General features: G+C 35.2%; 13 protein-coding genes. 8 read left to right on the top strand and 5 right to left on the bottom strand.

The features are described from left to right. The first annotated feature begins 70 nt into the window (after nucleotides 1–70). The 3 genes from ABYT26_RS12045 (at nucleotide 71) to ABYT26_RS12035 (ending at nucleotide 5,826) form a co-directional block, all read left to right on the top strand. Entirely contained in the window at nucleotides 71–2,446 is a 2,376-nt protein-coding gene (locus ABYT26_RS12045) for a GAF domain-containing protein (protein ID WP_372754205.1), read from the top strand. A gap of 72 nt (nucleotides 2,447–2,518) precedes the next feature. Further along, the gene (locus tag ABYT26_RS12040) at nucleotides 2,519–4,729 is read left to right on the top strand and encodes a patatin-like phospholipase family protein (RefSeq protein WP_372754203.1); all 2,211 of its coding nucleotides are present in this window, start codon (nucleotides 2,519–2,521) and stop codon (nucleotides 4,727–4,729) included. 38 nt (nucleotides 4,730–4,767) lie between these two features. Beyond that, entirely contained in the window at nucleotides 4,768–5,826 is a 1,059-nt protein-coding gene (locus ABYT26_RS12035) for a DUF6268 family outer membrane beta-barrel protein (RefSeq protein WP_372754201.1), read from the top strand. A 64-nt stretch (nucleotides 5,827–5,890) separates the two neighbouring features. On the opposite strand, the gene lysA is transcribed toward ABYT26_RS12035, so the two are convergent. From lysA to ABYT26_RS12010, 5 genes are all read right to left on the bottom strand, one after another. Further along, the gene (gene lysA / locus ABYT26_RS12030) at nucleotides 5,891–7,048 is read right to left on the bottom strand and encodes a diaminopimelate decarboxylase (protein WP_372754199.1); all 1,158 of its coding nucleotides are present in this window, start codon (nucleotides 7,046–7,048) and stop codon (nucleotides 5,891–5,893) included. 25 nt (nucleotides 7,049–7,073) lie between these two features. Continuing rightward, nucleotides 7,074–8,384, bottom strand: a complete 1,311-nt coding sequence (locus tag ABYT26_RS12025) for an aspartate kinase (protein WP_372754197.1) — start codon at nucleotides 8,382–8,384, stop codon at nucleotides 7,074–7,076. Between the two features lie 333 nt (nucleotides 8,385–8,717). Continuing rightward, the gene (locus tag ABYT26_RS12020) at nucleotides 8,718–9,062 is read right to left on the bottom strand and encodes a phenylpyruvate tautomerase MIF-related protein (RefSeq protein WP_372754195.1); all 345 of its coding nucleotides are present in this window, start codon (nucleotides 9,060–9,062) and stop codon (nucleotides 8,718–8,720) included. Nucleotides 9,063–9,179: 117 nt separating this feature from the next. After that, nucleotides 9,180–9,536, bottom strand: coding sequence for an arsenate reductase family protein (locus ABYT26_RS12015; RefSeq protein ID WP_372754193.1), 357 nt, complete (start codon nucleotides 9,534–9,536; stop codon nucleotides 9,180–9,182). A 14-nt stretch (nucleotides 9,537–9,550) separates the two neighbouring features. Then, entirely contained in the window at nucleotides 9,551–10,450 is a 900-nt protein-coding gene (locus tag ABYT26_RS12010) for a LysR family transcriptional regulator (protein WP_372754191.1), read from the bottom strand. 96 nt (nucleotides 10,451–10,546) lie between these two features. Here ABYT26_RS12010 and ABYT26_RS12005 point away from each other — a divergent pair, with 96 nt between their 5' ends. The 5 genes from ABYT26_RS12005 to ABYT26_RS11985 all read left to right on the top strand — a co-directional run bounded on the left by ABYT26_RS12005 (nucleotide 10,547) and on the right by ABYT26_RS11985 (nucleotide 15,968). Then, nucleotides 10,547–11,224 carry a type 1 glutamine amidotransferase domain-containing protein gene (locus ABYT26_RS12005; RefSeq protein ID WP_372754189.1) on the top strand — a complete coding sequence of 226 codons (678 nt, stop codon included), beginning with the start codon at nucleotides 10,547–10,549 and terminating at the stop codon, nucleotides 11,222–11,224. 32 nt (nucleotides 11,225–11,256) lie between these two features. Then, entirely contained in the window at nucleotides 11,257–12,408 is a 1,152-nt protein-coding gene (locus tag ABYT26_RS12000; protein ID WP_372754188.1) for an iron-containing alcohol dehydrogenase, read from the top strand. A 441-nt stretch (nucleotides 12,409–12,849) separates the two neighbouring features. Then, nucleotides 12,850–14,451 (top strand): S41 family peptidase, encoded by a 1,602-nt coding sequence (locus tag ABYT26_RS11995; RefSeq protein ID WP_372754186.1) that lies wholly within the window; start codon nucleotides 12,850–12,852, stop codon nucleotides 14,449–14,451. A 217-nt stretch (nucleotides 14,452–14,668) separates the two neighbouring features. Further along, nucleotides 14,669–15,253, top strand: a complete 585-nt coding sequence (locus tag ABYT26_RS11990; protein WP_372754184.1) for a hypothetical protein — start codon at nucleotides 14,669–14,671, stop codon at nucleotides 15,251–15,253. A gap of 157 nt (nucleotides 15,254–15,410) precedes the next feature. After that, nucleotides 15,411–15,968, top strand: a complete 558-nt coding sequence (locus ABYT26_RS11985) for a hypothetical protein (RefSeq protein WP_372754182.1) — start codon at nucleotides 15,411–15,413, stop codon at nucleotides 15,966–15,968. Nucleotides 15,969–16,158: the final 190 nt, after the last annotated feature.

Here is a 16,158-nt window from a genome sequence, read left to right as displayed (position 1 = left end):
TCTTTGCTTTTAAGTGTTTGCAAAAACAATTACTTTAGCAGCTAGAAAGAATATTAAGACAAAATAAGCTATGCGGCTCAACCAACTGAAATTAAATATTGATACAATACCTTTTGAAAAATCCTTGAGTTTTGTTCCTTTAATTAATCGACTTAAGAAGGAGGCCAAAAAGGAAGATTTCCATGGGAATCAGGCTAAAGCAATGCTCGAAATTGTTGCTAAAAATCCAGACTTGGCCAAAAAATCGTTTGCCATTGAGGATGTTGCTAAATATGAGCCAGAGATTCATGTACTGATGTCTAATTTTTTCACAGCTTCTCAGTATGAAGATAGTATGGGAGTTGTGGCTAGCCCTTTCGATGATCAGAATTTTTATTTTACTCCAAAGTACCGGGAGTTGCTAAACGACGAGACAAAAATCTTTGAATTGGTTGAGCAGCAAAATCAGAGCAGTTGCTACAAAACGTTTACCATGCTGATTTATGCTTATTCAATGATTTTTAAAAAATTTTATGGTTTCGATCCGGATATGGATTACCTATTTTTGTACAAGATGACCGATCAATTGAATGGATTGGTTTCGTACTATAAATTGGAATTCGACAAAACCTGCATTGATATTAGCTATGAAGGAGAGCTGCCTGAGGTTACAGAAGAGCAAATTCATCAGATGGTGAATGAGCCGATGAATATGGATTTTTGGCTGGAGACGCTGCCTTTGGATAAATTTAGATTCTCAGGGTTTTTAAGTTTTCGTTATATCGATATTACTCAAGTTGAGGTCATCTCATCTTTAAAATCACAGTTACTCGAAAAATCATCAATTATTAATAGCGATAATTTTAGATCTTTAGAGCAGAATATGCGATCCTTGCTGGCTTTGCCAAATATGAAAATGGGTTTACTTGCTTTGAGTATGACTCAGGGAGGAGTAGAAAATCGAACAGGTTTTTGGAGTGGTTTTTTAGATTCAAATCAGTTTAAATGTGAAGATTATGAGGGAACAATTTATGAGGAAGCCGGTAGATCTGGATCTACGATATTAATCAATGATTTATCTAACAAGGAGAACTTATCCTCTGTAGAACAAGCTCTTTTGGATCAGGGTATCAAAAATATTAGTTTAGTTCCTCTGCAATACGAAGGCAAATTGATTGGAATTATGGAACTTGGCTCTACAAAATCTTTTGATATTAACTTTTCAAAATTGCGAATTATAAAAGATGTTATTCCTGTGTTTTCCATTGCGGTTCAGCGAAGTAGTGAAGAATTAAGGAGTCGGATTGAAGTGATTATAAAGGAAGAGTGTACAGCTATTCATCCTAGTGTGGAGTGGCGTTTTGAGCAAGCTGCAGCGAATTTATTGATGCAGCGTGAAATAGGAAATGCTGTAAAAATGGAGGAGATCGTTTTTCCCGAAGTATATCCTTTGTATGGCGCAATCGACGTTCGTCATTCTTCTCTCATTCGAAATCAAACCATTCAGGAAGATTTAGTGAAGCAGTTAGATTTAGCTCGAAAGGTTCTTACGGCAGCATTTTTAGTTCGAAAAATGCCAATTTATGATCAGCTAATTTATAAAATAGATTTCTTTATAGAAGGAATTAATAAAGGACTCTCGTCGGGCGATGAGGTAAATGTTCTGCACTTTATCCGTCATGATGTGGAAAGCTTATTTCCTCATTTTACAGGAATAGATACAGCCTTACAGGCAGCGATTAAGGAATATGAAAAAAATATTGATCCTGCTTTGAATATCGTTTACAAACGAAGAAAAGATTTTGAAGATAGTTTAGGTATGATTAACGATTGTGTAACTACCTACCTTGAAAAAGAGCAGGAAAAAGCACAAGAAATGTTTCCTCATTATTTCGAAAAATATCGTACCGATGGAGTTGAACACAATATTTATATGGGACAAAGTATTGCTGAACAGAAAGTTTTTGATAAAATATTCTTGAAAAATTTACGCTTGTGGCAGTTGATTGTGAGTGCTGAGTTGGCGCGCAAAACCGAAGTCTTAAAATCTTCACTTCCTATAAATCTCGACACTACAGGTTTAATTCTGGTACACTCTCAGCCTTTGGCCATTCAGTTTCGACAAGATGAGAAGAAATTTGATGTGGATGGTGCTTACAATATTCGCTACGAAATTGTGAAGAAAAGAATTGACAAAGCTCATATAAAAGATACTCGTGAGCGATTAACACAACCAGGAAAATTAGCTGTTATTTTTAGTCAGGATGAGGAAATGACTGAGTATCAAAGATATTTGGAGTATCTGGTAGCAAAGGGGTATTTCGAAGATAATATTGAACATTTAGTGTTAGAGGATTTGCAGGGAGTTTATGGTTTACGGGCAATAAGAGTGCAGGTGAAGATGGGAGAGGAGCCACAAGAAATTCTTGCTCTTGCAAAAGAGTTAAATAGGAATGAAACCTCTTAAGTTGTTGCGTTTTACGTTTCGAATTCATTAATAAGCCAAAAAAACATAGTGAAAACATAGTAAAATTAATTTATGCTCGTTAAATCTTTATGTATTAGTCTGCTTTTATGCTCGATAAGCTTTTTAAATTATGCTCAGTCGGTAACAGATAGTTTAACTTCAAATAAGCGTCCTAAAATAGGACTGGTTCTTAGTGGTGGAGGTGCAAAGGGATTTGCTCATGTTGGAGTTCTTAAAATTATTGATGAATTGGGAATTCCAATCGATTATGTTGCAGGGACTAGTATGGGAGCTCTAATAGGTGGCTTTTATGCCATTGGATATTCGGCGGTGGATATTGAGAAAATAATTTTAAATCAGAATTGGGATGAATTACTTTCCGATCAAGTATCTAGAAATTTTGTTCCTATTTATGAAAAAAAGGATTTTGAAAGATATGTTTTGTCTTTTCCTATAAAACCCAAAGGAATTGAGCTGCCTGGTGGAATAGTAGAAGGTCAGAATGTGATTAATTTATTTGAACGTTTAACCATTAACTACCACGATACTGTCGATTTTAAAAAGTTACCTATCCCTTTTTTATGTATTGCTACCGATCTGGAAACGGGTGATCCTGTGGTTCTTGATAAAGGGTATTTACCACTAGCTATGCGTGCAAGTATGGCTATTCCAACCTTTTTTGCACCTGTTGAAATTGACGGTAAATTGCTCGCCGATGGTGGTATGATTAATAATTTTCCGGTAAAAGAGTTGATGAACATGGGTGCTGATATTGTGATTGGTGTGGATGTGCAATCTGGTAGTAAATCCAAAAAAGAATTAAAGTCTTTGCTTGATATTATCAATCAGATGGCTTCCTTAATGGCGCTTAAAAACTATAAGGATAATTTGAAATACTGCGATATTTATATCAAACCAGAAATTGATGAATATACAGTAGGTAGTTTTCAGGATGCCGATTCGTTAATTTATCGTGGAGAAAAGATAGCACAAAGTTTTATACCTACTCTCTTGGATTTAAAGGAGAAATACAAACTGGAAAAAAATAGTTTGAATGCTTATGTTCCTCCTTGTGATACAACCAGTTACTTCATAAATAAAATTGAATATACGGGGCTTTATGATGTGAGCCATTCTCTTTTGTTGGGAAAATTGAATTTTGAGGAAAATTCAAAAATTAGCTTGCGCGATTTGCAGGATGGAATCAATCGGATTTATGGCAGTCGTTATTTTGATCAGGTAGATTTTCAGATGCAAGGAGATGAGAAAAAAACACTTCTGCTTACCGTGAAAGAAAGAACAACTAAGCGATTTAATGTTGGGTTGCATTACGATAGCGATAACAATGCTGCCGTTCTTTTAAATACTACTTTTCGAAATAAACTACGAAGTGGTTCTCGTTTGTCCTTTGATTTAAAATTGGCCGAAAATCCAAGATTTAAGACAACTTATACCATCGATAATGGTCTAAAACCAGGTCTGAATTTGGAGGCTGAATATAACGATTCTGAGGTGTATGCCTATGAATATGGTGCAAAAACAGGAAGCTTTGATTTTAACTATCTTAAATTTAATGTGAATGTACATTCAATTTTTCGGGAATCGTACTCTGTTGGGTTAGGTGCAAAAATGGAATATTATAATATCGATTCTGAGTTTTCGATATCCGATTTGGAGAATACAAATGATGATGATTACTTTTTTAGTTACTATCTGTTTTTGAATTTAGATTCTTTTGATAAGGCCTACTATCCAAAAAAAGGAATGAGTCTTTATGGAGAATTTAAGTTGGTGACCAATAATGGTGCCAGTCTTGATGGAATGGAAAGACCTGCCTCGGTTGCCTATCTGAAATTTCAAAAAGCAATTAGTATGAGTCCTTCCTTTACAGTGTATCCAAAGTTTTATGGACGTGTGGTGTGGGGAAAAGATATTCCTAATTTTTATACTTCATATACGGGAGGAATCGATCAGACTGATTATTTCGATATTCAGATTCCTTTTGTTGGTTTGGAACGCATGGAAATGGCATCGACTAATGTTTTTGTTTTTCGATCTGACTTTCAGTATGAATTATTTCGGAACAACTACTTAATTCTGAAAGCGAATTTTGGAAAATTGGTTGAAGATGTGGATGATGCCCTTACCGAAGGAAAATGGATTAAAGGGATCGGATTAACTTATTCCTATAACAGTATTATTGGGCCTATGGAGTTTTCACTCATGTATTCAGGGGAGAAAAGCGGAATTTCAAACTATGTAAGTTTGGGTTTTTGGTTCTAGTATAAATTGCTAATCTCATAGCTGAAACATCGATTGTAATGAATAAATGCATATTCTTTTTTCTCCTTTTGGGCTTTCTTCCTTTTTACGAAGCTTATTGTCAGGATAAAACAGATTCTCTGACTTATGATTGGAATCCTGCCATAATTGGGAAAGGACCCATTCGTGGTTTTGAAGTCTCCTATCATGAAAATGCTGATTTTGATATCAGCTCTACTTCCGATTCCTATGGCGATGGCAAGGGGGAGATTACACACAATCGTATTTTTAAAACCAAGTTGCGCTTTCCCATAGTTTTAAAAGAAAAGTTTAAAATTGCAGGTAGTTTTGAGTACAGCGATGAGGAGATGCATTTTAATGAAAGTTCGGATATTAATTATCCATTGTATGAGAGCTTGAACGATAAGAATTTGAAGGGAATTGGTGGAAGTCTCTACTTTTCAGCTCAAGTGAAAAGAAATATGTACTTTATGTTTCGTTTTAATGCCAAGTTAAAAGGAGATTATTGGAAAGAACACATCGGGAATGTAAGTAAATATACTTTTTTGAAAATGGAGATTTCACCCGTTATCGGATGGAAGGTGAGCCCAACTAAATCATGGGGAATTGGTTTGGCATATTCCTATACATTTGGCGATCCATTGCTTTTCCCGATCTTTTCGTACAATCATACTTTTGCCGATAAGTGGGGTGTAGAGGCTTTTTTACCTGCTCGTATAAAGTTGCGTTATCAGCCATCTAAACTTTGTTTTATCAATGCAAAAGCAAAATTGCAGGGCGGTAGTTACAGCATTCATTTTGATGATTCCGAATTGGATGATTTCAAAACTTTGGAACTTCGAAGGGCCGATTTGAATCTTTCTATAGAAATAGAAAAGGGAATCACCAATTGGCTGTGGACTTCGCTGGAAGGTGGTTATCGAAGCAATATCAACTTCGATGTGACCAATAGCAATCATGCATTTAGTCTTTCGGGCAGCAAGTTGACCAATGAAAATAACATTATTGATTCTTCGGTTGGAGGAGGAGCTTTTTGTAATTTATCGATATTTATTGTGCCCTCAAAAACAATTCTTAAAAGTTTGGGATTGCGTTAGAAAAAAGAAAAAGGGCAATATTCTATAGCTTGGTCTAAAAAGTATAGGATATTGCCCCTAGGCTTTAGTTCAATTCATTCGAAAATATCGAAGGAGCAATATTTCGTAAATTATAGCTTGAAGCCATTGCCTCGCCATAGGCACCTGCCGATCGAATGGCAATTAAGTCGTTTCTTTTTGTTTCGGGTAAGAGTACCGATTTTCCAAAACAATCTGACGATTCACAAATCGGACCAACTACATCGTAATTTTCTTTCTCTTTATCAGAGCTCAGGTTTTCAATTTTGTGGAAGGCTTGATATAGAGCTGGTCGCAATAGTTCAGTCATTCCGGCATCCAATATGGCAAATTTGGTTTTTACGCCATTCTTTACATACAAAACTTTTGAAATTAGACTGCCACATTGAGCAACCATCGATCTTCCCAACTCGAAATGTAGTTCCTGATTGGGATCCAATTCAAGAAATTCATCAAAAATTTTGAAGAAGGTAACGAAATCAGGAATAGGATTTTTATCGGGATGTTGATAATCTACGCCATAACCACCACCAACATTTATGTGATCAACAACTACATGTCTATCGGCAAACCACTGCTTAATTTCGTTGATTCGAATACAAAGGCCTTTGAATACACTTAAATCAGTAATCTGAGATCCAATGTGAAAATGAAAACCGATTAATTTAATATTCGTGTAGGAAGCTAATCCTTTTAGAATATCTTCGAATTCCCATCGACTAATTCCAAATTTATTTTCCTCAACCCCTGTGGTTATGTAATGATGCGTATGAGCGTTTACATTGGGGTTAATTCGAATGGCAATTTGAGCCACTTTATTGCTTTTCGCGGCCAGTTCGTTAATGAGTTCCATTTCTGGAATCGATTCGCAATTGAAGCAGAAAATATTAGAATCCAAGGCAGTTTGTATTTCTTGATCGGATTTACCCACTCCTGCATAAACAATTTTATTTGATGGATATCCTGTTTCTAACGATCTTTTAATTTCATTTCCACTAACGCAATCTGCACCAAATCCATAGGATTGAATTTTGGTCATAATCGTAGGATTTGCATTTGCTTTTACTGCATAGTGCACATGATATCCATATTTGGATGACTCTCTTTTAACAATCTCCAGAGTATTTTGAAGAGTTTCCATATCGTAGTAGTAGAATGGAGTAGCTATGTTTGAGAATTGTTTGATTCTTGAACTGTTAAACATGATAAAAAAATTGTGAAGACAACAATTAAAATAAATGATTACTTAAGGCTTGAAGGGCTGCTATTTTATCTTTCTGATCTACCAAAACGGAAATGTTGTGCTTGCTTCCTCCGTAGGAAATCATACGCAAAGGAATGTTCTCGAGGGCTTCCAACACTTTTTTGGCGCTGCCTGCTGTTTCGGAAATAAAATCACCAACAATACAAATAATTGAGTGATCTTTGTCGATTTCTACATTACCGAATTTTGCCAATTCCGATTCTATTTCTGCAAGATGACTATCGTCGTCGATGGTTAGCGAAATGGCTACTTCCGAGGTAGTAATCATGTCGATAGGTGTTTTGTAGATCTCGAAAATCTCAAAAACTCTACGAAGAAAACCATAAGCCAATAACATTCTGCCCGATTTAATTTTAACGGCAGTAAGCCCATCTTTGGCAGCAACTGCTTTAATGCCTTTTCCAGTAGATTCGTCTGTGATCAAGGTTCCTTCGTCCGATGGACTTAATGTGTTTTTTAAACGAACCGGAATGTTCCATTGCTTACAGGGAACAATACTCGAAGGGTGCATAATTTTAGCGCCAAAATAGGCCAGCTCAGCAGCTTCGTCGAAAGATAATTGATGAAGAGTACCTGTGTTTTCTACATAACGAGGATCGTTATTGTGAAAGCCATCGATATCGGTCCAAATTTGTACTTCTTCCGATTTTAGAGCTGCTCCAATTAATGAGGCTGAATAATCGCTTCCTCCTCGTTTTAAATTGTCAATTTCTCCGTATACATTTCTGCAAATAAAACCCTGAGTAATGAAAAGTTTTTGTTGTGGGTGTTCTGCTAGTTCTCTTTCTAGATTTTCTTTGATATAGTAAGAGTCAGGTTCTCCATCTTTATCAATTCTCATATAATTAAGAGCAGGAAGAAATACCGATTCTACCCCAATTTCGGTCAAATAGTAGTGGAAAAAGGCTGTGGAAATCAATTCTCCTTGTGCAAGAATTGCTTTTTCCTGCAGGGCTGTAAAGCTTCGATATACAAAGTTACGTATGTAGTTAAAATGAGAGGTAATTAACTCATTTCCTTTTTCTTTTCCTTCTGTAGTGGCAAAAAGTTCGTTAATTCGAGTTCTGTATTTTGCTTCCAGTTCTGAAATTTTCTCATCGGCTTGATCCATCTCCTTATTGTATAAAAGATCGGTAATCTCAACAAGAGAATTTGTTGTTCCGGCCATGGCCGACAGAACGATAATTCTGGGTTCATCACTTTGAACTAGTTGTGCAAGGTTTTTAATTCTTTCAGGTGATCCAACTGAGGTTCCACCAAATTTTAAAACTTTCATTGGTTAATAATTTTAGTTTTGCCATTTCGTCCAGAAATGGAAGGCGTTTAGGCTTAATAATTTAATTTATTAGCTTTTGTTTCTGTGATTTTTCTCAAAAAAAGCCTGCAGAATTTCTGCAGGCTTAAGTATCTTATTCGATCGCGTTACATCAATTCACTTCTAAAACGTCAAGAACGTTTATTGCGTTTATAATGCTTCTTATTTGTGAATGTAATTGCCATCGTCTATTTCGTTTTTAATTTGACGGTGTAAAGTTGTGTAAAAATATTTAGGATTCCAATCAAAATTATTCAATTTGTTAAAATATTAACTAACTAAATGGTAATTGAACTAAAATAAGATACCATTCCACCCCCAAAAACCTCTTGGAACATCCATAAACTCTATATAAACTCGATCTTTTGGGATTTTTAATTTTTCTTCTGCCAAACAGGCAAATTTGTTTGATAAATCTTTCGTTTTCGTATCGGGCAAACCTATACTTTTTAATTGCAGAAAAAGGGAAGGCTCTAAACTACCACCAAAAGTCATCTCAACTTTGGGTGCAAATGCTGTCATTACATACTTTTCGGGTTTTCCTAATTCCATTGATATAAGAATGGAACATTCTTTTAGAAAACTTTGTTGTTTTCGGCTCGAAAAGCTTTTATTCGTTTGAACTTTAAAATAGGGCATCTGTTGAAGTTTTAAGTTGATGATTAAATCACGACTGATTCTGTATTTAGGATGATAGAATTCATTGTCTTAAGATATTACAAAATGAGAGAATTACAAAATCAGCGTGATTCTTCTCTATTTGGCTTGAAGTTCTAGGATGGCACTTGCTACCACTTTTTTAGAATTGCCCACAAATATTTTCTTTCCAAGGATAAGAACAGGTCTTTTTAGGAAGGTATATTCTTTTAAAATGTAATTTTTGTAATCTTCTTCGCTTAAGTTTTGGTTTTTTAAGCCCAATTCTTTGTATTTCATCGCTCTTCGGCTGAATAAACTTTCATAACTGCCCGATAGTGCAGCCATTTTATCGAGTTGGGCTTCGCTGATGGCTTCTGTTTTAATGTCTTGTTGCGGAAAATCTGGACTTAAATTAAGCTCTTTTACTATTCGTGCGCAGGTAGAGCATGTTGATAGGTGATATAATTTATTCATAGTTTAAAAATGATTTACTGATTGATATGATTGCTGATTAATTGAATGATTTCTTCGGCTTGCTTTAGATTTTTGCTTTGCATTTGCAGGGCAAAATATCTATCGGAGTAAGTGGTTTTTACTCCTTGCCACAATTCTTTTATTTCTTTATTCTCAATGGCATCCCTGCAAAGACGATAAGGCAGAAGGCAAAGTCCCTGATTTTGTTGAATGGCATCCAGCATGGCATTTAAGTTGGGAATTACATATCTGGGTTTAAAATAAGGCCGTTTCCTAAAATTATCTGTCCAAAAGGATTTTATGGTTTCCATTTTATACGAGTTAGAAAACCAGTTTTGTTCCGAGAGCCATTTTTCGGCTTCGTCCATTTTTTGTTCGTACACCAGCTGATTAAAGGGGATGGTATCCATTTCCTTGCTGCTAATCAGAAGTAATTCTTCCTGATAATAGTGTATGTATTTAATGTTTTGGTAGCTGTTTTGCGAACTTGTAATGAGTAAATCCAGCTCTTTCCGGAATAACTTATCTTGCAGGTCATCGGTTTCTCCAAACAGAAATTCAACATCCATGTCCAATTGATTTAAAATGGGCGCAAATGCATAGTGAAAAACTTCCAGCTGCATTCCGATTTTTATTTTGGGACGGTTCATTAGTGTTTTTCGTCTGAAATTTTCTTCGGTTTTTTCCAGTTGCACCAAAGCTTCTTCAATTTGATTGTAAAGCTGCATTCCGTGTGGAGTGGGAAGCATTCTTCGGGGTTTGCGCTCAAACAACTTCACACCCATATATGTTTCGAGTGCAGTAAGCTGTTGACTTACTCCAGGTTGGGTGAGTGCCAGGTTTTCAGCTGCACCGGTTAGTGTTCCTTTTTCATAAATCGCTTTAAAGGTGCGATACCATTCTAAATTTAACATTTTGGTATAAGAAATTTTATACGAAAGTATAAAAAGAATAACTTTTTTTATAGGAAAGCAGGACTTAACTTTGATCTACATTATTTCAGAATTAATATGAGTAAAGTTTTATTTGCCTTAACAAGTCATGTTAAAGATCCACAAGGATGGGAATCTGGTTGCTATGTGATGGAAGTTGCGGTTCCCTATTTTTATTTGAAGAAAAATGGAATCCAAGTCGATTTTGTTTCGACTAAAGGAGGTGCTGTTCCTGTAAAGCAATGCGATGCAGATGATGCGAAAGTAAAAGCGTTTTTTTCTGACCATGAGGCTCATGATAAATTTTATGCTTCTAAATTACCAAAGGAAATCAATGCAGCAGATTACGACGCCATTTACTATCCAGGCGGGCATGGAGCGATGTTCGATATGCCGGATTGTGAGGAGATTGCTGAAATAGCAAGAATTATTTACGAGAACAATGGGCTGATTTGTGCGGTTTGCCATGGTGGTGCAGGGCTTTTGAATATCAAATTATCCGATGCTTCTTTTTTGGTGAATGGTAAAAAATTGACCGCTTTTAGTAACAAAGAAGAGGAAGCCATAGGAACCGAAAGTAAAGTGCCCTTTATGTTAGAAAACGCTTTGCAACAGCGCGGAGCCAAATATTCTTCAGTAGCCAATTGGCAGCAATATGTTGTTGTTGATGGAAGGTTGATTACAGGACAGAATCCGGCTTCGGATTTGGAAATGGCAAAAAAGCTGGTAAAAGCCTTAAAAAGAAATTCATTATAACTATAAATAGAAACAACAAATAAAATAATACAATGGAAAATTTTAATTTTTACAATCCGGTAACGGTTCTTTTTGGAAAAGGAAAAATTTCTGAGATTAGTTCACAGATACCTAAAAATGCCAAAATTTTAATGACCTATGGTGGCGGTAGCATCAAAAAAAATGGTGTGTACGATCAGGTAATGGAGGCTTTAGAGGGATTCGATGTGACCGAATTTAGTGGTATCGAAGCCAATCCTCATTTCGAGACTTTGATGAAAGCAGTTGAAATTGTAAGAAGCAAAAAAATCGATTTTTTACTTGCTGTTGGTGGTGGTTCGGTAGTAGATGGAACTAAATTTATTTCTGCAGCTACTTATTTCGAAGGCGACGAGTGGAACATTATGGCTAAACGTGCCCCTATTCATAAAGCAGTTGATTTAGGAGCTGTTCTTACTTTACCAGCAACAGGTTCCGAAATGAATAGTGGGGGTGTGGTTACCCGAGTAGCTACCAAAGAAAAAATGGCTTTTGGAAATGCTTTGCTGTTCCCAAAATTTTCGGTTTTAGATCCAGAAACAACATATTCATTGCCAAAACGACAAGTGATTAATGGTATTGTTGATGCTTTTGTTCATGTAATGGAGCAATATTTAACTTACCCAGTAAATTCGCCCGTACAAGATCGATTTGCCGAAGGTTTGTTGCTTACTTTAATAGAAGAAGGTCCTAAAGCATTGGCTTCAGACACTCCCGATTATGAAACCAGAGCTAACCTGATGTGGGCTGCGACCATGGCTTTGAATGGTTTGATTGGAGTAGGGGTGAAAAACGATTGGGCTACTCACATGATTGGTCATGAATTAACTGCTTTTCATGGCATCGATCATGCAGTAACCTTGGCCATTGTAATGCCTGGTGTGCTAGCTCATTTGAAACAAGACCGAAGTGAGAAATTGCTTCAGTATGCCGAGCGTGTATGGAACATCACCGAGGGAACCGATGAGGAAAAGAAAACACTTGCTATTGAAAAAACAGAAGCATTTTTTAATCAAGTAGGCATTAAAACTCGTTTGAGTGATCATAATGTTGGACAAGATAGTGTTGATATTATTGCGAAGCGATTCGAAGAAAGAGGTTATGTTGGTATGTTACCAGATGTAAGTGCGAAAGATGTGCCTAAAATTTTAGAATCTCGTTTGTAAATACATAATAATTTAATAAAGAGGCTGCATCTGTTTTGATGCAGCCTTTTTTATGAAATAAGAAAGCTTTTCAATTTCTATCAATTCTAGTCATGATTTCATTGAAGTTACGGCTTTTTTTTGCTCCTGAAAAAGTGGTGTTTTCTAATCTTTAGACATCATCTATTATTTGCCTTTGAAAGTAAATTTCCCCATTCACTCTTCTGTAAAGTTATGGTTTAGGGTGTTGGTTGCTTAGGCGGATAATTGCCTGTAAAATAATTATAATATTTTTTTGTTGGGGCTTTATTGTTTCGTAGCTTCGATAGATAAATTTGAATGATCTGTGTTTAGCACGCCACATAGGAGTAGTAAACACACTTTTCGTTCTGATATAGATGAAATAAACGCCATAGCGTTTATTTAGAAGTTGTGTGGCATTAAAAAAAACTAAATAGCCTAATGAGAAAACTATTATTTATTATTCCGTTGATTCTACTTTTTAGCTGTGCTGAAAAGAAAAACGACACATTTTATTCAACAAAAAAAAACATAAAGGTTTTAGTAAATGGTAAACAAACTGATTGGAGTATTTCTCCTAAAGTTAATCCTGATCGCTTAAATGTTTATTGTACAAATGAAAAAAATGAGGTCATATTTCAAACGGATACAGATACAGTCTCATTTATGCTTAGTAATAATGATACAACTAAGTTTAAAATTATTCTTAATTCTGTTGATACCGCCTATACCGAAATTGTTGGCATAAAAGAATTGCCAAATAAAATTACGGATGAAGAAAAGCTTTATTGGCTTAGTCAAACATGGTCTGAAACAAAATATAATTTTGTAAATGTTGACCAATTAACTTTTGATTTGGACAGTCTCTATAAAGAACTAATCCCAGAGGTGTTGGCGTCTAAAAACGATTATGAATATTATCGCATATTACGCAAGTTTACTGCATCATTAAAGGATGGACATACACAAGTTTCTGATAGAGGACAGTTCTATGCATTCACTGATTATATTCCAATAACATTACAAGATTTTAATGAGAAAATATACATTACTCATGTACGAAAAAATGTTAGTCTCGACTCAACATGGCTTGGAGCTGAATTAATTGAAATAGAAGCAATACCAACAGTTGATTATCTTGAAAAGAATGTGTTTCCATACATCTCAGCATCAACTGAACAGCATTTATGGATGCAATCAGTTTATAAAATTCAAAGTGGATTTAAAAACAAATTGTTTAAAGGAACAATTAGAAAAGTTGATGGAACAATTGAAAAAATTGAACTGAAAAGAAATGGAGAAGCAACAAGAACTCCTAATGACGAATACTGGGGTGTACCGCGTAACTTTTCGAGAAGCATAGTTGATTTGGATTGGACTGATAACAATATTGCAGTCATTAGTTTTAATCGTTTTACACCACAAGATAAAGCAATTAAGGAATTTGATGAAATTGCAAGAAAAATAGGAAAAGCAAAAGGAGTAGTAATAGATCTTCGCAAAAATGGAGGAGGCTCAACAGGTGTTGCTTGGCATTTACAAAAATACCTGACAAAAGGGAATAGCTTTTTAAATTACGCTTGGGAGACAAGGATTAATGATGGAGTGCGGAAGGCAAATGGAAACTGGAAAGATGAGTACAAGGATTATTATTTAAACCAAGCATTACGATTTGAAAAACCTAAGGTGATAAATGTTTCAGATACTCTAAAGAGAATAAAATGTCCTACAACGATATTAGTAGGTAGGTACACTTTTTCTGCAGCCGAAGATTTCCTGGTTAATATTTTTGAAGTACCTGGTAGACCAAAAATAATTGGCGAAGAAACTGGTGGGTCAACAGGTTCGCCTTTAGTAGTACGAGGCTTGCCTGGTGGTGGTTATGCAAGGATTTGTACTAGGCGTATTTGTTATCCAATAAGCAAAAAAAGATTTGTAAACAGTGGAGTTAAACCAGATATCGAAGTAAAACAAACTATTGATGATTATTTAAATGGAAGAGATGTGGTACTAGAAAGAGCAATTGAGGAGATAAAAAAATAACGCCACACAACAAAAGCTAAATTTCATGGGCGGTGACGAGCAGTTCGAAAGTTTGGTTCAATTATGAAACACCAGCAAGCCACTTTAATTGGTTTGCTTAAAAATATAAACAAATTTATGCGGCTTGCTTCCGTGAGTTTTGAAAGGTTATTTCTTTTAAATCGCCCACGCAACTTAGCAATACCGTTGTGGTGCATAAACTGAATGACTAAATATTATGAGAAAAATAAATGGAGTAATTTTATCATGTTTGCTTTTATTATCATGTTTGTCAATTCATGGACAAGAAGCAAAATCTGACACCGCTCTAGTGACAAAGACAATCAATAACTTTTTTGAATGGTATATTCATTCATCGAGATGTGAGGAAAATGAAGAAAATAGACCAATTTTTGTAATTGATAGTAATGAGGTTGTTCGTTTAGACCTTACGAAATATTTAACAAACCTTCGAAAATATCATTTTGCAGAAGAACTTATATCCCTTGAAATTGAAAGCTATAAAAGCTGTGAGGAGAACCTTAAAAAACTAACAAAAGAAGAATTTCTAAGTTTCGAGGACATTTTTGCATATGAAGAAATTGATTGTGGCTTTGATAACAATTATAAATGGATTGGAGGGCAAGAAATGATCGATGGCATCAGAATTAGCAAGTTTGACTTTCTGAGCAGAAATAAATGTCGCATTGAAGTTGAATATTATAGCATAAACGGTGAAGAAAAATCATTTTGGAAGAATAATACACCAATTATATTAAGAAAAAACAAAAACAATTGGGAAATTTTAGACATGGGAATTTGAATACGCACCACAACAAAAGTTAAAATTAAAGGGCGGTGACGCTCAATTTGATAATGTAACAAAACAATAAACGTAAGCGGCTTTGATAAGGCGACAGTTGTAAATCGCCCTCAAATTTTAGCAAAACCGTTAGCGGTAATTATCAATAAGTAAATCAATGAGTAATCAGAAATATATAGTTTTAGGAAGCACATTATTCATCATTAGTATAATCCTTGACTTGAATCTTGTTCCATACTCTTACGTTATAAATTTTATCGGAACTGGTTTCGCTTTGTATGGAGTGATTAATTGGTTACGAGTAAAAGAAAATAGAATTAGATTTAAGGAAATCACGAAACCTAAAGCTAATTTTCTTGAAATGATCCAAAGTACCTTTGACTTTAGATGGGAAAAAATTTCTATTTATTGGACTATATGTGCAGTTGGCGCAATGCTAATTGTACACTTAGGATCCTTAATGATGAGTAGTTCTGGGGCTTACGAGAGTGCAGTTGTAGAAATTAAAAATGATAGTATTATTAAAAATAGAACAGGAGGAATTGTTGGTTTCACCTATATGGTTACCGGGAATTTCACAACTCATGGCTATTCAAAATTGAACATAGGAGTGCTTGGGAAATCAAATAGTTTTTTTGTAGACGCTGAAGTGTTCGGTGAAAATGGAGATTATGAGACAGATAAATTGACAATAGTTGAAGATAACAACCGCTAACAAAAGCTAAATTGTCATGGGCGTTGATGAGCAGTTTGATAGTTCAACTTAACTAATAAAAACCAGCAAGCCAATAAAATTTGGCTTTGCTCCTACTTATAAATTATAGTAAATTTAACCGGCTTGCTTCGGTGCGCATTGATAAGGAAATCAATATAAATCGCCCACGAAATTTAGCAAAACCGTTAGC

Origin of the sequence: Labilibaculum sp., assembly GCF_041595635.1 — a bacterium.
Classification (GTDB): domain Bacteria; phylum Bacteroidota; class Bacteroidia; order Bacteroidales; family Marinifilaceae; genus Labilibaculum.
Note: the sequence above shows the minus strand (reverse complement) of the source record. Positions and strands in the feature narration are given on the sequence as shown.